Source organism: Leptospira terpstrae serovar Hualin str. LT 11-33 = ATCC 700639, from assembly GCF_000332495.1.
In the GTDB taxonomy this organism is placed as follows: domain Bacteria; phylum Spirochaetota; class Leptospiria; order Leptospirales; family Leptospiraceae; genus Leptospira_A; species Leptospira_A terpstrae.
The window spans coordinates 245039-270093 of sequence record NZ_AOGW02000008.1 but is presented as its reverse complement, the minus strand read 5'-3'; the positions used below and the strand labels follow the sequence as shown (position 1 = coordinate 270093).

13 protein-coding genes are annotated in these 25055 nt (G+C 36.0%); 12 read left to right on the top strand and 1 reads right to left on the bottom strand.

Translation table 11 applies throughout. The features are described from left to right. The first annotated feature begins 309 nt into the window (after nucleotides 1-309). The 12 genes from LEP1GSC203_RS06700 to LEP1GSC203_RS06645 all read left to right on the top strand — a co-directional run bounded on the left by LEP1GSC203_RS06700 (nucleotide 310) and on the right by LEP1GSC203_RS06645 (nucleotide 23972). Nucleotides 310-711 carry a hypothetical protein gene (locus LEP1GSC203_RS06700; protein WP_002973083.1) on the top strand — a complete coding sequence of 134 codons (402 nt, stop codon included), beginning with the start codon at nucleotides 310-312 and terminating at the stop codon, nucleotides 709-711. A gap of 37 nt (nucleotides 712-748) precedes the next feature. Beyond that, nucleotides 749-2128: a TolC family protein gene (locus tag LEP1GSC203_RS19970; RefSeq protein ID WP_002973154.1), complete on the top strand. Its 1380-nt coding sequence runs from the start codon at nucleotides 749-751 to the stop codon at nucleotides 2126-2128. Further along, a complete protein-coding gene (locus LEP1GSC203_RS06690) occupies nucleotides 2118-3116 on the top strand; it encodes an efflux RND transporter periplasmic adaptor subunit (RefSeq protein WP_002973059.1) in 999 nt (332 codons plus the stop codon). The genes LEP1GSC203_RS19970 and LEP1GSC203_RS06690 overlap by 11 nt, the downstream gene beginning before the upstream one ends. Beyond that, entirely contained in the window at nucleotides 3097-6273 is a 3177-nt protein-coding gene (locus LEP1GSC203_RS06685; RefSeq protein ID WP_002973147.1) for an efflux RND transporter permease subunit, read from the top strand. Before LEP1GSC203_RS06690 ends, LEP1GSC203_RS06685 begins: the two co-directional genes overlap by 20 nt. Nucleotides 6274-6428: 155 nt before the next feature. Further along, nucleotides 6429-8387, top strand: coding sequence for a PAS domain-containing hybrid sensor histidine kinase/response regulator (locus LEP1GSC203_RS06680; RefSeq protein WP_002972992.1), 1959 nt, complete (start codon nucleotides 6429-6431; stop codon nucleotides 8385-8387). Nucleotides 8388-8437: 50 nt separating this feature from the next. Continuing rightward, nucleotides 8438-9685, top strand: coding sequence for an NRAMP family divalent metal transporter (locus LEP1GSC203_RS06675; RefSeq protein WP_002973101.1), 1248 nt, complete (start codon nucleotides 8438-8440; stop codon nucleotides 9683-9685). A 3-nt stretch (nucleotides 9686-9688) separates the two neighbouring features. Next, nucleotides 9689-11086: a Na+/H+ antiporter NhaC family protein gene (locus LEP1GSC203_RS06670; RefSeq protein ID WP_002973134.1), complete on the top strand. Its 1398-nt coding sequence runs from the start codon at nucleotides 9689-9691 to the stop codon at nucleotides 11084-11086. A 73-nt stretch (nucleotides 11087-11159) separates the two neighbouring features. Continuing rightward, nucleotides 11160-11978, top strand: coding sequence for a sigma-70 region 4 domain-containing protein (locus LEP1GSC203_RS06665; protein ID WP_002973053.1), 819 nt, complete (start codon nucleotides 11160-11162; stop codon nucleotides 11976-11978). Nucleotides 11979-12041: 63 nt separating this feature from the next. Beyond that, a complete protein-coding gene (locus LEP1GSC203_RS06660; RefSeq protein WP_002989181.1) occupies nucleotides 12042-12383 on the top strand; it encodes an STAS domain-containing protein in 342 nt (113 codons plus the stop codon). 21 nt (nucleotides 12384-12404) lie between these two features. Further along, a complete protein-coding gene (locus tag LEP1GSC203_RS06655; RefSeq protein ID WP_002973027.1) occupies nucleotides 12405-15437 on the top strand; it encodes an LIC_11026 family protein in 3033 nt (1010 codons plus the stop codon). Between the two features lie 7 nt (nucleotides 15438-15444). Next, the gene (locus LEP1GSC203_RS06650) at nucleotides 15445-16032 is read left to right on the top strand and encodes a DUF1318 domain-containing protein (RefSeq protein ID WP_002973076.1); all 588 of its coding nucleotides are present in this window, start codon (nucleotides 15445-15447) and stop codon (nucleotides 16030-16032) included. Next, nucleotides 16029-23972 carry a PD40 domain-containing protein gene (locus tag LEP1GSC203_RS06645; RefSeq protein WP_002973068.1) on the top strand — a complete coding sequence of 2648 codons (7944 nt, stop codon included), beginning with the start codon at nucleotides 16029-16031 and terminating at the stop codon, nucleotides 23970-23972. Before LEP1GSC203_RS06650 ends, LEP1GSC203_RS06645 begins: the two co-directional genes overlap by 4 nt. Here LEP1GSC203_RS06645 and LEP1GSC203_RS06640 read toward each other — a convergent pair. After that, nucleotides 23969-25054 (bottom strand): aminopeptidase, encoded by a 1086-nt coding sequence (locus tag LEP1GSC203_RS06640; RefSeq protein WP_002973173.1) that lies wholly within the window; start codon nucleotides 25052-25054, stop codon nucleotides 23969-23971. The genes LEP1GSC203_RS06645 and LEP1GSC203_RS06640 overlap by 4 nt on opposite strands. Nucleotide 25055: the final 1 nt, after the last annotated feature.

The window sequence follows — 25055 nt, the reverse complement described above, 5'->3', positions numbered from 1 at the left end:
TTCGCGAAATGACAGACTTGCGACCCATAGGGAGCAAGTCTCGGACACTCGCCCGCGGAGCGGAAAAGCGAGTGGGGGTGGAAGTAGGACATTGCCTTCGTTAGTCATTATAGATTGTGAGGGCGTTCAATAAGTTGAGCGCCTTTTTTGTTTGTGGAGCGTAGTGTATGCCGCGGCTAATGTCCGCGACTATTCGCTGCTTGCGCCCGCCAAAGATGCCTGCTCGGATGATTCAATAAAAGTAGGTAAATTTATTTTGCGGTGGGAAATGGTGATGGTTTGGCTTTTTATTTCGTCTAAGATTTGTGTATGGGAAATAGAATCAGAACAAACAAGAGGACCATTCGTAATCTTACGTTGGCAGTTCTTTGTTCTCTATTTTTGGCCGCTATTTGTACGGCTGGACTCATTTCCTGTCCCAAATCTTTTTCCGGTGATCAGAATTTCACTACGGAAGAATTAGAATCATTGCCTTGCCATACCAGTGATGCTACGGAAGAACAGGACTGCCGTTGTTCTGAAATCGGATTGGAAAAAGACTCATATCATTTTTCAAACTTAGTAAGTGCAGCACCCATAAAAACCGATTTATTATTTTACCTCTCCTACCTTCCCCGTATAGCAACTTTAGATTCAGATAGTGAACTCAGTCTTTTTTCTCTAAACGACACAGCACAAATATTTTCAGATTCCATACGTTTGCTTATTTAAACTCCCATTCGTTTTCATTTACGAATAGGAGTTTTTTATGTTTTTACAAAAACAGTATTTTAATAATAAATTATATAACAATATATTGATTAGTTGCTTTTTGTTTTTTCCGCAAATCGTTTTTGCGATTGAAACAACGAATTCAATGGAATCAAAAATTCAAATGTTACTGAACTCTCACCCGGAGTTACTTGTGAAATATTTGGAGTCGCGTGAGAAACACCACCGTTCAGAACATGCCGATGTTTACCCAGACCCAAAATTCGGATTTGCTTATCGGTCTTATCCTTACCGTGGTGATGTGACCCGTGATCGGAGTCGGCCCGATACACCAGGAATGACAGGAAATGAATATTCAATTGCTCAAGAGATTCCCTTCCCAGGCAAACTGGATTTGGAAAAACAAATTGTTCAAAAAGATTCTGAATTGGACCTATTGAATGCGGAGTGGATCAAAAACCAATTCATTCGAAATTATTTTGAAACAGTACTTTTGAAATCGGCTTTAATAAGAGAGATCCAAGACCTTGAGTCACTAGAAAAAAGTATCAATACGGGAAGTAAGTTAGAGTCAAGCCAGTATTCTGCAGGCAAAAGTAATATCACAGGTACACTACGAGCTTTAAACCTTAAAGAAAAAATTAAGGATCGGCTGTTCACAAGGAATACCCAACTCTCAGAATTGAATGCAAAAACCTCCTATTTTTCTTTAGATAATACTTCTTTTTTGATTTCAGAAGAAGAGATTTTGAAATTTCTAAAGGAGAAAGAAGAAGAGTTCGTAAAAAGTTACTCTGAAGAGTTGATTCAAAAATCACCTTACTTCAAGTATGCGGAAGTCAGTACTGAGAAAGCAGAAGCAGAGGCAAAAAAAGAAGAATTATTACATTATCCTGAAACAGAAGTGTTCATTAGCTACATGCAAAGGAGGAGGAAACCTTTTTTATTGGATAGTGGCCCGTTGAATGTTTCGATTATGGACAATCCTGAGTTTTCTGGTGATTTATGGAGTGCTGGAATTACTCTGAGAATTCCAGTTTGGTCCCTTGGTAAATCTGCAGACTTAAATCGAGCTAACTTACTCAAAGTGCATCGGATGCAGTTGGAGAAAAGAAAACAAACCTATTTACTCGAAACTGAACTTAAAACTTCGATCCAATCATGGATGGGAAATAAACAAAGAGTAGAAAATTTTCAATCTTCATTACTGCCTACCCTCAATCGGAGTATCACCACTTCTGCTGCGGCATACACAAAAGGTGATATTAGTTTAGTCGACACCTATCAGTTTTTAAACGAGTCCATTGAAATGAAAGCAACGTTTCATGAAGTGAATCTAAATCGGTGGTTGTCTCTCTTGAAAGTGTTGGAGATCACAAATAATATAATACCAGAGGATAACTCTCATGAAAAATAAAATACAAATCTCAATCATATTAGCATTTTTTGTTTTTGGCCTTTCTTGCGCTGGGAAGGGTGTCGTAACTACAGACATTTATACTTGTCCCATGCATCCCCAAATAGAAATGGATCATGAAGGGGAATGTCCCATTTGCGGAATGACATTAGTTAAAAAAGAACCAATGGATCTTTCGGAAAAAACGGAAGGCAAAAAGGAAAAACAAACCACTGATTCGTTTTCCCTATCTGGAGATAAACAAAAGTTAATCGGTATAGAAACAAACACAGTCTCTAAAGGTGATATTATTAAAAATATTTCTTTTAGTGGGAAGGTTGCCTATGATCCAGATTTATATTCCACTTATAGTGAGTATCGGTCTCTATCCGGCAGCAGTGGTTCAGAAGCTTTCATTCGAAAAAGTGCCAGATTAAAATTAACCAAACTAGGATTGAGTGAATCACAAATCCAATATCTGAATCGTAAGTCCGAAGATATCCTTCTAACTGGAAGATCAAATAACCAAGTGTTGGTGTTTGTACAAGTGTATGAAGGAGAAATCAATCAGATTCTGAAAGGAACGACAATGGAAGTGAAAGCAGATTCGATTCCTAATGTTTCGTTTCCAGGGAGAGTGGTTGCTTTTGGAAATTTAGTGGATGAAACAACGAGAACTCTTTCTGTTTGGTGCGAAGTAAATGACTTTGGAAATCGATTAAAACCACAGATGTATGTACAATCCTCTGCAAGAATAGAAAAGAAAAATGTCCTACGAATCCCAAGAGAAGCTGTGTTTCCCACGGGAAAACGAGAGATTGTATATGTGAAACAATCAGAGAACCATTTCAGTCCTAGAAGTATTCAAACAGGATTTGTTTCAACGGAATGGGTTGAGGTTTTGGAAGGACTAATCGAGGGAGAAGAGATCGTATCAAAAGCCAATTTTCTCTTAGATTCAGAAGCAAAATTGAAGTTAGGTGGAATTCATGATACGCACAATCATTAGATTTTCAGCAGAAAATAAATATTTAGTTCTTTTTGTCACAGTAATCCTCCTGTTTGTTTCTTACTTTTCAGTTAAGAACATAGCAATGGATGCCCTACCCGATATGTCAGACACTCAGGTAATTATCTATTCAAAATGGGATCGCAGTCCTGATATCATTGAAGACCAAGTCACTTATCCTATTGTGACTTCACTTCTCGGTGCACCCAAAGTAAAATCAGTTCGTGGGTTTTCTGATTTTGGGTATTCGTTTGTGTATGTCATTTTTGAAGACGGAACGGATCTGTATTGGGCAAGATCTAGAGTGAATGAATTTTTATCTCAACTTCAAAGTAATCTTCCTAAAGATGTAACATTGAATCTTGGGCCCGATGCAACCGGTGTTGGTTGGATATTTCAATACGTCCTAGTTGATGAAACAGGTAAAATGGATTTATCAGAACTTAGGTCGTTACAGGATTTTAAATTAAAGTATCTGTTTACCTCTGTTCCCGGTGTTTCCGAAGTGGCAAGCATTGGCGGATTTCGCAAACAATACCAGATCCAAATTGATCCTTTAAAGTTACAAATTTACGGAATAGATATGGATACAGTAATCGATCGTGTACGTGAATCAAATGATGAAGTGGGTGCACGGCTATTAGAAATTGGCGGAGCCGAATTTATGATTCGGGTGAAAGGTTATGCAAAATCGATTGAAGACTTAGAAAGAGTATCCATAGGTTCGGACCCGAATGGAACTCCTATTTTTTTGTATAATATTGCAAAAGTCATTACTGGTCCCAATTTAAGAAGAGGTGTTGGTGATTACAATGGTATGGGAGATCGAGTCTCTGGAATTGTTGTTATGCGGCACGGAGAAAATGCCTTACGTGTTATCGAAGATGTGAAGTTAAAAATGGAATCCATCCAGTCTTCTTTACCAGAAGGAGTCAAAATTATACCTGTATACGACAGATCCATTTTGATTCAAAAAACAATCCGACTTTTAAAAGAGAAACTTTTAGAGGAAATGATTGTTGTTTCCATCATTATCCTTATTTTTCTTTGGCATATTCCATCTGCCATTGTTCCTATTTTAACCATACCAATTGCAGTACTTTTGTCTTTTATTCCGATGTATCTTGCGGATATCGGTTCTAATTTAATGTCACTTGCGGGAATTGCTTTGTCGATTGGGGTCCTTGTGGATGGTGCGATTGTGGAAGTAGAGAATGCATATAAAAAGTTGGAAGAATGGGAATCAGGTGGAAGGATCGGAGATTTTCACGTAGTAAGGCTTGAAGCACTTTTAGAAGTAGGACCATCTGTATTCTATTCTCTACTCATTATTGCCGTTGCATTTTTGCCTATATTTACTTTGGTGGACCAAGAGGGACGATTGTTTCGTCCTCTGGCATTATCCAAGAACCTAACAATGGCTATTGCTGCTATTCTTGCGATTACTTTAGATCCTGCCTTTCGTATGATGTTTACAAGAATGGATCCCATTGTTGGATTCACTCCTTCCATAAACAAAATTCTTACTTCTGTGTTTGTTGGAAAATACTTACCGGAAGAAAAACATCCAATTAGTAAACGACTCTTTCATTTCTATGAACCGGTGGTAAAAAAAGTATTAGAATATCCGCGTCGAACGGTTTTTTGTGCCTTTGTTTTGGTTTTTCTGACTCTGCCTGTTTTTTTCAAAATTGGAACTGAATTTTTACCTCCGTTAAATGAAGGTAGTATTCTTTATATGCCAACAACCCTACCAGGATTATCCATCGGGGAAGCAGAACGAATTTTAAACCTAATGGATGCTAAATTAAAGGAATTTCCGGAAGTTGAGTCAGTGTATGGGAAGGCTGGTCGTGCGGAAACATCAACGGATCCTTCTCCTCTCTCTATGTTTGAAGTCATCATCAATTTAAAACCTGAGTCGGAGTGGCGAGAAGGGATGAGTAAAGAAAAGTTATTAGAAGAGATGAACCTCTCTTTAGATTTCCCAGGGTTTACTAATGCTTGGACACAACCCATTCGAGCAAGAATCGATATGCTTTCTACGGGAATACGAACACCGATTGGAATCAAAGTACAGGGGGAGAATAGCGAAGAAATACAAAAGCTTGGAATTGCCATAGAAGAAACTTTGAAAAATGAACCAGGGGTGAGATCAGTTTTTGCAGAACGGACTTCCAGTGGTTATTATTTGGATATTAACATAAAAAGGGAGTTAGCTGCAAAATATGGATTAACAATAGACGGAATCCAAAAGACGATACTTTCCGCTTTGGGTGGAGAAACCATTTCTACTTCAATAGAAAAGAGGGAAAGGTATTCCATTCAGATTCGTTATCCAAGAGAATACCGAGATAATTTAGAAAGGATTATGAAAGTTTTAATTCCGATTCGAAGTGGTGCTCATATACCTTTAAGTTCCGTTGCTACTGTTGAATTTGTGACAGGAGCTGCCATGATCAGAGATGAAAATGGATTTTTGACTGGATATGTTTATTTGGATACAAGTGAGACTGACCTACTTGGATTTGTTTCGAAAATGAAGAAAATTGTGGAACTCAATATAAAAATCCCCAAAGGAATTTTTTTAGAATGGAGTGGTCAATATGAGAATATAATACGCGTTAGGGATCGGATGAAAATTGTTTTACCGATCACACTCGTATTAATTTGTCTTCTTCTATATTGGAGTACGGGCTCAATGATGAAGGCAATGATTGTACTAACTGCAGTTCCATTTTCTTTAATTGGTGCTATCTGGCTTATTTATTTTTTAGGGTACCAAGTTTCTATTGCTGTTTGGGTCGGTATGATTGCACTGTTAGGATTGGATGCGGAAACAGGAGTATTTATGTTAATGTATTTGGATTTGTCTTTTGAAAAACACAAAAGGGAAAATGAAGTGATGACAATCCCGGTATTGAAACAAGCTATCATGGAAGGCGCTGTCCAAAGGATTCGACCCAAGATGATGACGGTAATGTCTGGATTCATTGGATTATTACCCATTATGTGGGCAAGTGGATCTGGGGCTGATTTGATGAAACGTATTGCGGCTCCTATGGTGGGTGGTCTTGGAACCAGCTTTGTCATGGAACTAGCAGTTTATCCTGCGATTTATTTGCTCTGGAAACAAAGGACTATAATATCAAAATAATCTAATATTTTCTGTAAAAGGATTTTGATTTATAAGTAGATTCACTAAGGGAGAAAAACAAATTCCGAAAAAATAGTAGGAATTTCTTTTTCTCAAAATCTTTAGATAGTTAAAGCTTGCACTTTTATTTGAAGCTGTTCAGGTATTAGGTAGAAATGGAAAATTTGATTCCAAGTGAAGTATACTCTTCACTAATTTTGCAATACCTATATGATGCAGTGATTGTTACGGATCTAGAATTCCGCATTACTAGCTGGAATCTTGCTGCTGAAAGAATCTATGGGTTTACGGCAAAAGAAGTTATTGGTGAATCTACAATTACAGTTTTAAAAACAGAACAAAACCATTCAACAAGAGACTTGCGTATTTCAGAATTACAAAGTAAAGGAATTTGGCAAGGCGAAGTATTTCAATACACCAAAGGGTCTGAGCGGTTAACCATTCGATCAGCCGCCAGTCTTCTAAAAGATAAATCTGGCAAAACGATTGGTGTTATTGCAATCAATCGTGATATTACTGAAGAAAATAAAATCCAAGAAGAACTGGCAGACAGCGAAGAACGTTTTCGAATGAGTTTCGATAACGCAGGAGTTGGCGTATGTATATTAGATCTAGATGGCAGGTTTGTAAGAGTAAATAAAAAGTTAGAATCTATGTTGGGTTATTTTGAAAAAGAACTTATTGGAAGAAAAACCAATGAGTTCGCCTATGAAGAAGACAAACAACTTTTTGATTCCTTTCGAGAAGCAGCACTTAGTGGCTCGAAAGAGAATATGATTTATGAAAAAAGATTTTTTTCAAAAGATAGAAATATTCTCTGGGTTGAAATATCAAATACTTTAGTGAAAGATAGAAATGGTAATGCTTGTTATTTTGTAGTTCATATGAATGATATAACTGGCCGCAAAAGTGCTGAGTTTCGCTTACTCAGTGCCATCAAAGAAGCAGAAAGAGCCAATCAAGCAAAATCAGAATTTGTTGCCAATATGAGTCACGAAATCAGAACTCCTCTAAATGGAGTCATTGGATTTAACGAATTACTCCTTACTACGAGTTTGGATTCTGACCAAAAAGAATATGTGCGAAATGCCATTAGTAGCGCGCATGGTCTACTTGGAATTATCAACGACGTTTTGGATATTTCAAAAATTGAAGCAGGAAAACTTGTTTTAAATGAAGTCACTTCGAACCTAAAACAAATCATTAAAGATTCGTTAGGTGTGTTGAAGTGGAAGGCAAGTGAAAAGGGAATCCAACTAACACTCGAAGAAGGTCCGAATTTACCTGAAATTATATTAGTAGATGCAACAAGACTTCGTCAAATTCTCATCAATTTACTCGGGAATGCTGTGAAATTTACTGAGGTAGGTGGTGTTGTATTGAAAGTAAATGCTTCACCGAAGACGCATCAAAAAACAAAACTAGAATTTACAATCACAGACACTGGAATAGGGATTCCTGAGGAACATAAGTCACATTTATTCCAATCTTTTTGGCAAGGAGAATCCAATTCTACCAGAAGGTATGGGGGAACTGGGCTTGGCCTTCGAATCACAAAATCATTGTTAGATTTGATGGGGGGAGAAATTGAGGTCCAGTCCAAACCAGGATTTGGAACCGAGTTTCAATTTGTAATCGAATGTATGTGTATAGATCAAACGTCTATGGTAGATACGCAAGATGAAAGTGAAATCCAAACAGAATTACTTGCAAACTTCCAACAATCTACTTTGAACGAAATTTCACCAAATATATTGGTAGTGGAAGACAATGAAATGAATCGGGAGTTACTGAAACGTATGATTCACAAATACATTCCAAAAGCTCAGATTGAAGAAGCTGTGGATGGGCTGGAAGGAGTTCGTTTTTTTCGAGAATCGAAACCTGATTTAGTATTTATGGACGTTCAGATGCCCAATATGGATGGTTTGGAAGCTGCAACCGAGATTCGTAAACACCCATCTGGAGCGAAAGTTCCTATCATTGCACTCACTGCTGGCGCCTTGTATGAAGAACGAAAAAAATGTTTCGATGTAGGAATGGATCAATTTTTGACCAAACCGATCGATATTTTAGCACTCAATCAAATTCTATTTCGTTATTTGAATCGATAATCTTTCGAATAGAGTAGCAAAAACTTTCTAATAACCGCATTTTGTCCAAAATGAGACGATTTCCTTTTTTAGCTTATCTTGGTCCTGGGCTTTTGTATGCCGGTGCCGCCGTTGGTGTTTCTCATCTTGTGCAATCGACTCGAGCGGGAGCCGTATATGGATATGGACTGCTCTTTGTTGTATTATTTGCTAATTTGATAAAGTATCCATTTTTTGTTGTGGGAACTAGGTATACGATCATTACCGGTAAATCCTTGTTAGATGGCTATGAAGCATTGGGACGATTGCCAGTATGGATATTTTTCTTCATATCAATCGGAACAATGTGTATTATTGTCGCCACAGTCACACTTGTCACTTCTGGGCTCTTTTCAAATCTTCTTGGGGTAACCATGGAACCATGGTTACTTTGTGCGATCATTTTGGTGTTTTGTTTTCTTTTACTTGCGATTGGAAAATTTGCTGCCCTCGACGGACTGATGAAATGGATCGTTGTTTTGTTAACTGTTTCTACAATAGTAGCTATGATCCTTTCTTTTTATGCTGCCATTCCTAAATTAGAAACTGGAGGAAAAACTTTTTCCATATCCAACTTAGGTGATGTTGCTTTCCTGATTGCCTTAATGGGATGGATGCCCATCCCTATTGAAGCGGCTGTCTGGCAATCCGATTGGACATTGGCAAAAAAAACTCCCGATGGTAAACTCCCTCCTATGAAATATGCGATGATCGATTTTAACATTGGTTATATTGGGACTACTTTACTTGCCGTATGTTTTTTAGCGTTAGGTGCAAATATGATGTATAATACTGGTGCGGAGTTTTCTTCTCAAGCAGTGAGTTTTGCATCAGAGTTAGTTAAATTATACACTTCTGCCATTGGATCTTGGTCTTACCCCATCATTCTCGTTGCAGCATTTTTTACTATGTTTTCTACAACACTTACTTGTTTTGATGCTTATCCTCGCGTTGTATCGAATGCAAGTCGTCGATTGTTCAAACCTCTGGAAAAAATTCCTACAGAAAAACTCTATTGGTATTGGATTGTCATAGTTGGTGTGGGCTCTATTCTCATTTTACTTTTTTTTAGAACGAATATGAAGAGTTTGGTAGACTTTGCTACTACTGTTTCCTTTTTGAATGCGCCTGTTCTTGCTCTGATCCACCATTTGATTTTATTTGGAAAAGAAATTCCGAAAGAACAAAGGCCAAAACCATGGATGAATTTACTCTCCTGGTTTGGTATTTTGTTTCTTTTTGGATTTTCTATTTATTATATCAATATTACCTTTCTTTAAAGTATGGAGAGAGAAAAACAGAATTCTATTTTTCTCTCTCTTTCTCCACTTTTATACTTAGTCCTATCCATACTTTTGTTTCGTTTTGTTTGGGTGATCCCATACCCGCATCCTGTCGCATTGTTAGTGGCAGGACTTCTTTCCTTTTTACAACGAGGAAATCGAAAGATTGTCTTTTTGAAATCAGCCTTTCGTAAAAACTTTCTTTCTGTTCTGCCAGCGATGGAGATCCTTTTTTTTGTGGGAATGCTCATTGCTTCTTGGGCTCATTCGGGTGTTCTTTTGACAATGATCCAAACAGGAATTTTGTTTTTGCAGCCGGATTATTTTTTGCCCTCCTTGGCCATAGTATCCGCTATAGCGGCTATGGTTTCTGGTTCTTCTTGGACTACAGCAGGAACTCTTGGTGTTGCTCTTATGGGTGTTGCCGAAGTGATTTCTTTTCCGCAAACCATGGCGGCCGGTGCCATCGTGAGTGGTTGTTATTTTGGGGACAAACTTTCTCCTCTTTCCGATACAACCAACTTGGCTTCCAGTTTAACACATGTTCCTATCTGGACTCATATCCGGCATATGTTAAAGACAACTTGTATTAGCTTCGGTGTCGCTATTTTCGCATTTTATGTTTTAAATGTTTATACTTTGGATTCCAATCAAATTACGAATTTATCTTTGCAATCGGAAAGTCTATTGTCTGGTCCTAATCACCAAATTTTTTGGCTTAAATTCATTCCCGTAGTTTTAGTATTTGGTTCCGCTTTATTCAAATTACACATCAGATTATCGCTGTTACTTGGAATAATTTCTGCCATTGGATTTAGTATTTCTGAATTAGGATTTCAATTTTCCATAGGGAAATCTTTAGTATATGGGTTTGTGTCGCATTCGGGAAATGATGTGTTAGATCGTTTTTTAAGTGGAGGAGGTGTGGTTGCAATATTGCCAACGGAAATTCTAATTCTTTCTGCCGTTTGGTTTGGAGCTGTTGTAGAAGGTTATGGATACCTTAACGAAATTCTAATGCATATAAAGAATTGGGCAAAAGACAGGTGGGATATTTTACTTTCAACTATGGGAACATCCTTTCTTCTTAATTTAGTGACTGCTGACCAATATTTATCATTAGTAATTCCTGCCCGTGCCTTTCGAAGTCTGGCAGAAGAGAAAGGAATTCCTGAAAAAGATATTTCTCGTTCTTTAGAAGACTCAGGCACAATCACTTCTCCTCTTATTCCTTGGAACAGTTGCGGAGCATTTATGTCTACTTCACTGGGTGTGTCTGTATTATCTTTTTTCCCTTTTGTTTTCTTTAATTTGTTTCATGTCATCTTATCTGTCTCACTTTTACTCATTGCAAAAAATAAATTTAAAAGTTCATACTTGAACAAATCAAGTTCATAGATCGGGAAATCAATCTTTGCTATAATCTGTATTAGGCTTTCTTTCCTTTGTGGATGAATTATAAATTCCATCCATGTTACCCAAAATACTAGACGAAAACATACTCCCTCTCATCGAAAAAGCTCGTTCCAATAATGATCCAAATATTCTGAAAGAGGAATTGCCCATTTGGATGGTCGACAGGTTGGCCAAAAAAAGAAAAATTACCGATGACGAAAGTTGTGAAATGGTGGTAACAATATTAGAAGTTTTTTCAAAGATGTGGACTTTGAGTTTAAATTATCATATAACCAATGTTCTTGGGTTTTTTGTTACTTATGCTTTTAACCAATATCGAAATCGTTTCCGCCGCACAGAAATTTCGGAATCGGGAGAACTCTATTTACAATTATGGAATTATGATTTGCCAGCCAATGAAGAGATTCCCATAGAAATTTTGGAAGAGGGAAATCTACTCCAGTTAGAATTGGAAAAATTACCAACACTCACAGGATTGGTATTGGCCTTACAGTTTGATTTGAGAATGAAACAAAATCTAAAACAACTTCTTCTCTGGAAGTTACGAGAGACAGGTCATGATATTGAGATTTTTTATCGGGAGCTTGATGAGAAACGATTTCGCCAACGCCAAATTTTATCTCGGCTTTCTGGTATGATTACTAGGTACACTCGAAAGTTATATGAAGCAACTGAACCCAATCGGAGGAAATGGTATCTCAAACAAAAGAAACTCTGGATTTTGAGAAGGACGAGAGCCATCGATCGAAGTTTTTTTTCCGAAAGAGAGATCGCAAAGCTCTTAGGAATTTCCAGAAAGGCGGTTCGCAACCATTTGTCACAGGGAAAACATCAACTTCGTAAAGCTGGCAAAGATTTATTGCACTATGCATAAAAATTTGCTTTACATTCGGCAAAATCGAAGGATTTTAATGGCAACACCACCTTCCGAAGGGTTATGAAAATCAAAGTTACTAGTAAAAACGACGTGCACATCATTAAAATTGAAGGTGCCATCAAAGCCGGAAATGAGTTCGAGCTATCTGAAAAGATTGAACAGTACATCAAAAAAGGCCAAGTCCCTAAATTTATTATTGATTTGAAAAAGGTTCCTTTCATCAACTCAGCTGGTTTAGGAACATTTCTCAATATCTATAAACATATTGATGGCCTAAATGGTAGACTGGTATTTGCGAACTTAAATTCCGATATCGAGAACCTAATGGAAATCACAAAGCTTTCTAGCGTTTTCGAGATATATAAAACTCTGGAAGAGGCTGAAGACTCCTTCGAATATTAATCGCTCGAGGCGATTCTGCTAATGAATCCAATCCTGAAGGTAAGTTTAGGAATCGCCAAAACAAAAACCTTTCGTGGACTTTTGGTCCTTTTCCTTCTCTATAAATCTCTATTCAATGCATTCACAGCTGACCTACTAGTTCCCAAACTAGTATCTCATTTTACTATGGGAAGGATGGAGGGATCTTTTCGTACTTTCTCCCTTTTCTTTGGGATTGAGGTGAAAGACTTACGTCTTTATCCTGGACTTCCTTTTGATCATACGCCTCTTTTGGAAGCCAAAGAACTTCGCCTTCGTTACAACCTTCCTCTATTACTTTTTGGAAAAATTAAAATATCGGAAATTGGCCTTAAAAACGCTAAGATTCAAATCGAAGAACGGTCGGGTCAGTGGAACTTTGTTTCTCTGGTGAAAAAGTCCAAATCACCCTTACCAGAACCAACTCCAGAGCCGAAAGCACCGCTAACCGAACTCAAAACCTATCTCCCGTTACAGGCCAGTGCTTATATCGATTTGGATGCGGTAGAATTTCAATTGAAACGTGAAACAGGTTCATTGCATTTTTTCTCCATCCAGGATCTCTCTTTACAAACGGAACTGGAGACTAACAGGTTTACTTCCATTCCTTTTGATTTATCTGCTGTAAATCAGATCGATCATGTCCTTCTTTCTCTCAATGCAACCAAACCAATTCCATTGGATTTAGATTCGGAAGAACTTCGATGGAAACAAACAATTCCTATGTCCTTACGATTTGAATGGGACAGAACCGTTTCTCCTGAAATGTTTTTGTTTACCACAGACATTGGGAAGGATGATATTTTACTTGAGGTTCGTAAAAAACCAGTTCAGCTCGGATTACGTCTGTTATCTGATATTCATTATGACAACCAATTGGATCAAGTAAGCATTAACCAATTAGACCTTAGAGTTTTGGGACAGTCTTGGCTTAGTTTATCAGGTTCCATTCAAGACGTATCGAAGGAAACTCCTAAGGTGAATGTTCTTGTGGGAAAATCCAATATGCAACTGACCTCATTCCAAAGGTCCATTGACCAACTTCATGGAATCATTCCCGAAATGAAGTTGTCGGGTGATCTTTCGCTTGAAGGAACTGGAATTCAAGGGAATTGGAAAGATGCAGATGCAAATTTAAAACTAAAAGCTTCACAATTGTATTTCAAATTGGGAAAATCAAAAGCTCATTCCCTATCCTCTGCTGAATTACAGATTTCTTCCCATCTAAATTTAGGTGATACAAAACCTCAAACTGCAGAAAAACCATTTCCTTATCTAATGTCTTTAAAGGTTTCTCCCTCACATTTAGATTATAATGGAGCATCCTTGTCTTTATATGGCGAATATTTTGAATCCCAGGGTCTGGATTTTCATCTAAAGGTAGATAAACTTCAGTTAGGTGAATATGTATCTGGCTTAGGTGGGAAATTGCAAATGGATTTAGGAGTCTCTGCTGAATCCTTTGCTTCGCTTTTGATTCAAACGAATGCAAAAATTGATGGATTCCGTTATCAATTGGATCGCTCCAGATCTCCTTCTTCTTTACTCGGACTTGGTTTGAAAACAATTCTCGTTTTTGATCGGCCATTTGGTCTTTCGGAAATTAAAATTTCCGATCTAAAATTGGATCAAAAAACAATCACTGGAAATAAAGCAATAGATTTGGATTTGAAAGGGAATTTGCAACTAGGAACAAATTTAATCGCCAATGTACAACCGTTAGGTTTGAATGTTCACACTTCGAATCTTTTGCTTGTGCTCCCATTAGTATTAAAAGAAAAAATATCTCCAATACAAAACTTACTTGGGAACAATCCAAAATTAAAATTAAATGCTCGTTATTCTGGTTCGGGAACTTCAAAACAAATTAAAGCAGATCTCGGTGCAGAACTACCAGGTTTGGAAATGAAAGACTTAAAATTGGCTGCAGATCTTTCTCTTTTAGGAGCAGAGACAAACGAAATAGTTATCAAAACTTTAAAGATGAATGCATTTGCTGGAATATTTAACTTATCCGCCAATGGTAAGTTGTTTAAGAATGGAAAGCCGAAACCACCTCTCGGTCCATATTTTGGAAATTTAGATTTAAAATTCGGTTTGTTATCTCCCACCAAACAGTATTTAGCAAAAGGACTAAGTTTTCAGGGAGATTTGGGATTAAATATCACGATTCGCGATTATGATATCAACGGTGAGTTTTATTCGAAAGTTCCGGTGATCTCTTATAATAATCAAAAATGTCCAGGTGACCAATGCCAGGCATACCTATTAGAAGAGGTTGTAGCAAAAATTCCCATCCAACACAATTTAGCTGAAAATCATGAAGAAAGTCTTATCGTTGGTGATAAGTCTATCTTCATAAAAAACTATGGAAGAAACCATCCTCCCAATCTAACCATTGGACAAGTTCTCGGCACACATCCCAACATACCTAATTTACCTTTTGAATATGTAAAACGTCAAAAGGATGGTCCTGGCCTTACTGCATTTATCGAATATAAAGAAAATTATGCGAATATTGAGTCTTTGCGATCCTATTCTTTGGATGGATTGGTTTTGGGAAAAAACATGGTCTTCAATTTAGGGAACCTAGATCCTAAATCAATGGAATTTCGTGGGAACTTTCTTATCCGCGACATTGACTTAAAACAGCTTATGGCACCAAAAGTTCGAGATAAAATTGATGATGGAAAACTAAAAGCGGATCTGAATATTTCAGTAAGAGATTTGAGTGAACCTGTTGCTAATTTAGATTTATTTTTTTCGATCTTTCAGATTGGCCGAGATTTTGGGAAAAGTGCTTTGAATGTGATTTCTCCGCAAAACTTTCTTATTGATCGTATAACAGATAGTTATTCGATTAATAAAATAGATGTTTCTTTATCAAAAGGATTAGTATATGCAGATGTATACTTTAATCGATCCTTGCTTTCTTTGTTAATTAATTTAGAAGATGGTAAAATTTCTCAACAAAGGATGCCCCTCGCAAATTTTCTAAAACGAGCACAGAGCGAAATCCAAACATACCAAGAGTGAGGTATTTATGAAACGTCTTATTTTTGTATTTTTAATGTTGGGCTGTAAGTCCCTTTTTAATCTAAAAGTTCCTCCAATTACGATTACCAATGCACAGACTGCAGCTGAAAAACAAATGGTTGGAGAAGACCGAGAGTTAGAAAAGGAAGGTTGGATGATTGCCTCTATTCAATCTTCATCCAATGGTAGATCCAATCGAGAAAAGTTGGCAGCCGAAGATTCTGATCCTGATATTAAAGCACACCGAATTCGTTTAAACTATTTAACTCCCGAAGTCAAAACATACAAAATGCACGGAATGATTGGAGAAACTCCCGCAGGTTTATTGAAATTAAATCCCCTGGCTTCGGGATTACCAAATTGTGCACAGTATGAAATTCCCGCCAAACGAAAACGTGTCGAAGATGTAGTTCTCTTTTTTAATGAATCAAGAAAGATAATTTGGGATAAAGAGATATTAAATCAAAAGAAAAAAGGAAAAAAAGAAGAAGAATTAATCAAATACAAACAATCTTTAGTGGAAGATTATTATAAATCTGTTTCTACAGGTGAGTATTATGAAACCACAAATGGTAGATGGGAGAAATTCCAATGAAACCTTCTCTACGGTTTCCCATCTCTATTGTTTTTCTATCTTCTTTCTTTTTCTTTCAATGTGCTTTATTTCAGAAAAGTGTCAAGATGACGAATGTCGACTTTGATTATTCGGCTATCTCAAAAAATTACTTTTCACCTACTCAGTCCAAACCATTTCCTCTCACAGTCCAACGTGGAAATAACCTATACAATTCGACAACGAACGATGGGAGGTATTTATTTTATGCAACGGACCAGAAGGGTAATTTTGATATTTGGTTTCGCGATTTAAAAAGTTCTGTAGTTGTTCCTGTTACCAATCATCCTTTTTCAGAAACCAAACCATCCATTTCACCGAATGGAAAGTATCTCGTTTTTGTTTCTGAAGAATTTGATTCCGAAGGAGATTTGGTTCTTTTGCCAATGGACATCGAAGAGTGGACTCATGAACTTCTCAAAGGCAATCGATTCATTAATCATGATTTTATCAATCTAACTAACAAACCAAACAAAAGTGGAGAATATACAAAAGGAATTATTGATACAGATCCAGTTTGGTCTCCCGATGGGGATACAATATATTTTGTGTCCGACCGGTTTTCACCAGGTTTGCCAAATCTTTGTGCATTAAAATTGGAAAACCCTGAGCGAGTGATACAAATAACTTCCAAGGGTGCAACCTCACCATATGTTTCTCCGGATGGAAATACTATTTATTTTATTTCTTATTTTGAAGAAGCGAAAGGGGAAGTGTATCGTATCAATCTGAAAAATTCTGAGACCCAAAGAATTACAAATAATGTTTACCTAGACTTTTCGCCTACAGTTGATTCAAAATCAAAAAACTTATACTATGCTTCGATTCGAAAAGATACAAACCAAAATGGAAAGTTAGATGAAAGAGACAATAGTATTCTTGTAATGAAGAGTTTGGAAACAGGAGAAGAACGAGTTTTATCTTCTGGAGAAACTTCCAATTTTGATGTACGTTATTCACATTTCAATGGTGGATCCATTCTCTTTTCAGCTTCTTATTTCAACGCAATTAATATCTATTTTATTCCAGAAAACGGAGCCATCCCTAGACAACCTAACATCCGTGAGCAGTATCAATACGCTAAAACATTTTTTACCGGACAAAGTTTAGATTCCTATTTTTTAGCTTTGGATTCGATAGAATTGTTTTATTCTGAGGATGTATTATTTCCTGTTTATTCGGCAAGAGTTGCCATTTTGAAATATGTATCTCTAATGAGAATCGGTAAACGAGATGAAGCACGAATCTTTTTAGATTCATTTCGTCAGAAATCCCAATCAAATCAAAATCAATTTGCCTTAGTTTTACTTCGTTGGGAAGAGGCAAAACAAAATGGCAAAGTCTTTGATTTCGCAAAGGAGATCCAATCGGTTTCTCATTCCAAGTGGACAAAGGATGCAGAAGCAATGTTGTACCATTTGTATGTAGATGAATTAGAAAACGAGAAAAAAAATACACAGGCTTTTGATTCATTAAGATTAATTTATGAACGGTTTCCCGATTACCACCAAATCGATGAAATTAAACGAAGGTTGGGTGGGTATGAATTTAAACCAAACTCCTTAAAATTATCAAATTTGTATCAAGAAATGATCCAAGGATGGGAAGAGGAAAAAAAGCGATATTTATTGAATCCTTCTCTTCCTTTTTCAAACGATTATAAAAGAGATCTTAGGTATTTATTAGAAGATGTAATTCAAAAAATTTCAGAAAATCGAAATAGTGAATCTATTATCTCCTATGTAAATACATTGCTTGCGGAATCTGAAACAAACCAAATCCAACAATATACTATAACACTGAAATATTTGAAAGCAAAGGCTTTGTCTGAAGTACGCAAATTTAATGAATCAAATGAAGTTTTAGATTCAATTATACCAATACCCATTCAAATTGATTTAGAACCTGCGGGTAAACCTTCTGTTTTCGAAACACCTTCTTTTATTGCACAATACAAAAGTCCAATTTTGTTGAGAGCAAATTTATTGAAGTATTACAATCAAAAAGCTGCGGGAAATACTTCAGATGCACTTCGTAATTTAAAAATATATTTAGAATTTTATGATCCAATTTTAGGTGTAGATTTAGGTTCAGAAGACATTCAGAGTGCCTTTTTTTATTTTGAAAATAGGGCGGTTGAATTCGAAAGGATTGGTGATTTACTCCAATCCTCATTTCATTATTTTTTTAATAACCAAAACATGTTCTTAGTAAAAACAAGAAACCTATACTTGGATTCTTTGTATAAGGAATATGCAATTTATTACCAAAGGAAGATGGTTGATACAATCTTCCGCTATGGGAAAAAAATACGCGAAGAAGAAGAAAGAGCACTTTTAAACCAATTGAATATCTTAAGTAAAGATAAATTGAATGTTGTTGGTAATTTATCTGGTGTCACTTCACTGCTCACAGACAATGAACTCCTTCGAGGTGTCGTGGATATAAAAGACTTCGAAAAAATCGAAGTTTTATCAGAGAAGGCACTTAGTTGGACTGAACTATACTATAAACAAGCAGTTCCTCGCGCCAGACCATATTTGGATCTTGCGACACTCTACGGATATTCTTACTATCTCATCAATAAATACGTAACCTTCGAGTCATATTATTACTCTACAGGTACAATGACTGATGTTCGTAAAACGGAAATATTGGAAAATTTTAAACGAGCTGAGTTGGAACTTCGTTGGATTATATATGCTGATCCGACACATTATGATGCTTACCAGTTGCTCGGATGGCTTTATCAATATGTCGATTTGATTAAGATGCAGAAAAATCCGAAATCAGGAGAGATTGATTCTGAATTATATGAGGCACTTTATAAAAAATATTTTCCAGACAAAAACTTAGAAGCTAACATCGAATTATATAATCAAATTCTAGTATTTTTGGGAGAGGACTACGGAGACCGGAAGGTAGTTTCAGATTTAAATCTCAACTTAGGGAATAACTATTTTTTATTAAGCAATTTCCCAAAAGCAAATGAAAGTTATCGTAAAGTAGAAGATGTATCCATTTACTTATCTGTTAAAAATCAGTTTGAAGGATACAAACAAGAAGCTATTTATCGATTTAACTACGGGAAATCATTAATTTACCAAGGCCAATATAAAAAGGCATCGGAACAATTTTCAAAATCCATCGATATCTATTTTAAAAATGAATACTATCAATCTGTGAATGTTTATGCATCTGAACCCAATTCATTTTCTTTGGGTAAGTTAAATGAAATCCGTTCTAAGTTAGCATTGTTATTTTCTCTAAAGGGATTGTCTGAATTAGAATCTGGTAATTATGAAGGTGCCATTTCATCTTTTCAAACAGCGATTGCTTATAACAAAGATGTGAAGTTTATCAGTCCTGTTAATCTAGCAAATTATCTAGCGATCGCGTTCCAGAAAAGCGGTCGGTTTCGTGATTCTTATCAGATGTTAAACATAGCTGAAATAGAGTATAAATCTAACCAAGAATCCATCCTTCATCGAATTCGCAAATGGAGTTTGTGGAACGTTTTTTTTGGAGATAACCTTCGAGTCATTGGGGATGGTAGATTTCCAGGTGAGTTCCCAAATGATTTTAAATACCTATTAACATTGGGAATTCGAATTGAAAATCATATTGAACAAGAGGAATATACTGCCGCTCTATCTGAGATTCAAGTTAGAAACCAATTGATTACCTCTAAAGATTTAGATGATACAATCATTGGTAAAAATATCTTAGCTAAGTCTAGGCAGGTAGAGGCTCAAATTTATCAAAGGAGTCAACTTCAGGTAGAAGCAGTTGGACATTATAAAGAACTGGCTGATTTACTTTTTGATAATTCTACGAATAAAGGTTTTGAAAATTTATTCCAGAACTATGCATATTCTGTTTTTTCCTTACAAGAATCATCTGAATTCCAAAATAAAACCAAGCGCGTGTTACTGGATGAATTTCTGGAGCAATTAAATCTTTGGAAAACAAGAGAAATTGCAAAATGCTCTGAATCGTATGAGTTCTGTGAAAATTATTTTAGAAGTAATAATCCGAAATTTGACATTGTATATGGAACAGGGATGTATTATTTATCTCTCCTTTTAGAAACAGAAGGAAAAGATTTTCTATCCACTTTAGCCAAAGCAGTGGAGGTCTTGGAAAATCCCGGTCTTGTCGATCCTCGAGTTATAGGTTTAGCCAACGATCCAATTTCTCGTCAAACAAGAGTTCGTGTTCTTTTGAATTTATATTCTATCTATATGAAATTGGGAGATACTTTTGTTGCTGAAAAAAGATGGAAAGAGGCTTCCGAATTGGCTTATGAATTTAGATTGGATGAGGAAATGTTCTGGGCAAATGCGCAAAGGTTCAAATGGGAAAAATTTAGTACAGGCGTTGAGAAAAAAAATAATTATATCAATTTTGGAAAAGATGCCATTCAAACTTATGATTCTAATCTTAGTGTAAGACTATTTTCTCCTAAACATCGTTTGGTTGATTTTTTAGAATCATATTCGGAGACTCTACTTAGTTCGGGTGATCCAAAATCTATTGTAAATCATTGGGAAAATTTCAGAAGTCTCGAATTATTTCGTGATTTGCTATCTGCACAATTTGAATTTGAGGATTCCAAGTTAAACTTATATTATCAAGATTTAGTAAAATGGATGAAAGGTTATCGAAAATTGACCAATAGTATTTCAGAGAAAGCACTAAAGAGAGAGTCGGTTGCCCTTTCTTTAAAACAACAAACTTCCGAAGTCCAAAATCTGGAATTTATCCTTGGGAAAATCAAAACCGTTTCGCCGGAACGTTCTGCATTTTTAGAACCGAAGCGATCAATGAATGACGAGTTTTTAAATGGCTGGATTGGATTGTATCCAACGAATGAATCAAATTATTTTTTATACAAACAAGATGGAAAACTAAAAATTGAGCCATGTTCTTCCCAGTCAGAATTTAGTTTATGTATTCCAAAATTAACGGAAATTTCCCCTATCATTCAGATTGTTGGAACAAAAGCAAATGGAAGTTTGGTAAATTCTGTTTTGAAAGAATACCGAAAATCAAATTTGTTCCCTGTGCTTCTTTTCGATAGAAGTCATAAAGATCTATTTCTCGAAAGGAATGAACGTAGGTTGAAGTGGGTTACCATTTACGGTGAAACCGAAAAGTACAAACAAGATAAAAATGTTCGCACACTATCCTCGGGAAACTTAGGTGCTTATCTTTATGATACAGATTATTTAGTTACCAATCGTTCTCTCGATAAACAAACAAGTTTGTTTGGAGATGATAAGTCTCATGTTTTCCCAGTTCGTGAAATTTTCCAAGGATCTGGATCTGAAATTTCAGTAATTGGATTAAATGAATCTAATTTTAATACAGAGAAACATTGGAATTTACTTAGCAAATTATACGAAGTTTTACGTTCCAAACGCATTCAAAATATTGTATCTTATCCGTCGAAATCAAATGAAGATTACTCGTCGATGCGACTTGATCTTTTTGCAAAAGATACAAATCGATTGTTGATTGGAAACTGGAAAGAATTTTCTGTTTCAAAAGATGGATTAGGAAAAAAGGCGGAAGGTTTTATCGAGGCGGGTTTTTTAAAAGAAAAATCCAAGGAATTTGTTGATGCCTACGAAAATTATTATACTGCCTCTACTTTGTTAGATGATGGTGATCTTTTGTTGCCTTCTCTTGAATTAAAGTTAGCAAAACTAAAAACAGAAATATTCCCCAATGTTCCTAAAAAATCTTTTTTTCAGCCCCTTTGGTCGAAGTATGCAAAATCTTCATTCCAGAATCAAATTCGTTATGAATTTTTGGTTTCCTGTCTTTCCGCTAAAGAAAAGGAAGATTGTAAATATAATACTTCTGATTTTATCGGTGAAGATAGTGATTTTTATTTAGGTTCATTAGAATTTTACTTCCAACTGCGAAGTGGAAATGTAAAAGACCTTGCGTCAAAAAATGAGATCCGATCCAAGTTGGAATCAAAAGAAGATCCTTTTTTACAAGCATATCGGTTGGGGACTTTATACATTCAAAACTATTTGTTTTATGAAGCTGAATCTGAAACAAATAAACTGAATCGACTCGCCAAAACTCCCAAAGAGAAAACTGTCGCAAAAAATCGTATTTTAGAGTTGTACTTTCATAAAGGGTTTTTGTTAGGTGATAAGGATATTTATTTAACTCCACTGACTTCTACTTCAGCATATAATTATGGATTTAAAAAAGATTGGAAAAATTTTGATGAAAAAACTCTCTCTCGGGATTTTACAAAATTTGGATATTCAGATTCAATTTACGATTCTTATCGATTAAGGTTGTATTCTGCTTGGAAAGAGCAGCTCCAAACTGGATATTTTGAACCCATGTCTTTGACACCTGAATATTTAACTAGTGGTGAATCTGTTCTAACTAAACTTTCTCATTTGAATCGAACCTTATTCTTTCATTTACTTTTGAGTTCTATTCCATTCCAAAAGAACGGAGAAGTAAATTCTTTAATTGAACTATTAGTTTCTGAGGAATTAAAAGAGGGACGTAGTTACAGAACATTATTTTTCCGTCTGGAACTTGCTAAGTCTTTATTACTTCGTGGAGAATGGGAAACGGCCGATTCAGTAGTATCAAAGATTCAAAGTCTGGATAAAGAGTTAGGTGATGGAAACCGATTTTGGCAAGAAAGATGGAATGATTTTAAATGGAAACGCGATTATCTAAAAAACCAATCCTCTACAATTTCCCATACAAATCCATTTTTAAAACTATATCAAGCTGCTAAATCAAAAAAACCAGAGGATTATATTCTTCTTTTGAATGAGTTTAATAAAAAAATGCGTGGAGAATATTTAAGCCCAGAACTAAGAGAAGAATATGAATTTTTATTTCATTTCCTTCTTCAACAAAGTTTGGAGAAAAACAGTTCCGAAAGTTTTTTTGATTTAGCGGTCGCGAGAGAGATGTTTCGTTTTACCTCTTCTCGTTTCTCTGATACTGAATTGTATGTAAAACATATTCCTAATTTTGAAATCTATTCTGAACGATTGAAAAAAAGGATGGTTGGAAAACAAGAATTCCATGGTCTTTTTGATCTTGGAAAAAAAACATACTTATTAAGTTTTGCATCGGGTAAATCTCTTGGTCGCGAGATGTTCTCTGATAACAAATCGATTTATAGAGAATCGGTAAAATACTTTCGGTCCGCAGAATCTGGAAATCAGGAAGTAATTCTTCGTGAGTCGTTGGCAGACAAATACCGAACCAGTTTTAGGTTAAACAAATCCAATCGACACTATATCTATAGCTCTGGAATTCATGCAGTTGTTCCGATGGTGATTCCAGATACAGAATACTATTCGGTCGCTTCTGTTTCAGATTTCCTCTCAAACCCAATTCTGAAATTTACATCGATTGCTCCGAAAAAACCAGATGTCACTGTAGTAGGTTGGAAAACTTCCTTGGAAAATGAAATGAATGCTGGTCTTATGATTTGGGAAACCAACGGAAAGCGGGACGGGTATTCGCCATATAGCATTGATTTTGCGGAAATTGGATGGTGTGAAGATAATTATTTGTGTAGTGCTGGTGCTCCCCTGTTTGGTTTAGCCACAAAAAGTGCAAATACTGCGAAAGTTTATGCGAACCAAAGAATCGGAACTTCAACACAATACACTAATGATTTTAGTGGAGTAGCCTATTATCTAGCAAGGGAAAACACTGGACTCTTCGTCTTACACTCGGGAATCCAAACGGGTGTTCATAATTTATTCTTTTTGAAACAATTTTTATTAACAAATGATTTACCAAAACCTTTACACATTCGGTTGGTGGAAGGAAAAGAAGCGGCACGTAATTCTACTATCGACGACCGCTATTGGATTGGTTATAAACTTTACACTTCTGCGATGATTGAAGACTAATGATTTTTGTTTAAGAATTCTTTGCGAGAGTCTTCAGGTAAATCGAAGAGGTTCTTTACTTCTTTATGAAACTGTGCGAAATTTTTCCCTGATTTTATAAACAAAGAATCAAAGCTGACTTCTCCAGAATGGTAACGAAGAGCCCCTAAAAAATCTTCGTTATTCCATTCTCGAGCCAAAAATTCTTTCGATTTTTCTTCAGGCACTAATTTTTTTAAAACCACTTCTTCTTTGAACCGATTCATAATGGAAGTTTTTTCTTTCCATTTGATTTCCGTATTTAAATCCGATGAATAAAGGGTTTTTAGATCCTCTGCATATTTTTTTAAAAGACTCAAAGTCACTTCTCTTCGAACTTTTTCTTTTTTAAACTTTTGTAAATGGATACTATTTTCCCCTTCATGTTTCGTATAATAGGACTCAATTCCTTTTTCCTCCACATAACTCGCGTAAGATTCGTTTAATGTAGAATCACCAGGTAGATATACTGTTGCATGGGCCATTTCATGAAAGACGAGTCCCACAAGTCTGTGGTCAGGCCAGCTGAGTTGCGGTGACAAAACCGGATCAGAAAACCAACCAAGTGTCGAGTATCCACCGATGGCACGGATGCGTGTATCATAACCTTCGGATTGTAATTCCTTTTCAAGCGCTAATGCCATTTGTTTGTCAAAGTATCCTTTATAAGGAACTGTTCCTGCAATGGGAAACCACCATGTATAGGATTTTAATTCTAATGCTTCTGAGGCACTTACATTCCAGCCGATTTCTTCCCTATCTAATTTAGTATAGTATTCGAATCCGCCTTTTTCATTTAATGCTAGTTCCCCGATGGCAAAATTTCTGGCATCTCGGATTAAATTTAATTTTTGTTTTGTTTTTAAATCCAAGCCTGGCAGGTTTAGAATATCTTCGATTTTTTCACGACCCAAGATAATGGAAGATTGTTCCTTACCTAAGTGAAATAAATACGGCAAACACCCTGAAAGAAAAATGGGGAACAGTAAAACCGTAAATATTCTCGGAATCTTTTTGGTTCGACAAGGAAGGGGAATCGACAAAAGTGGAAGGGGTTTTGGCATT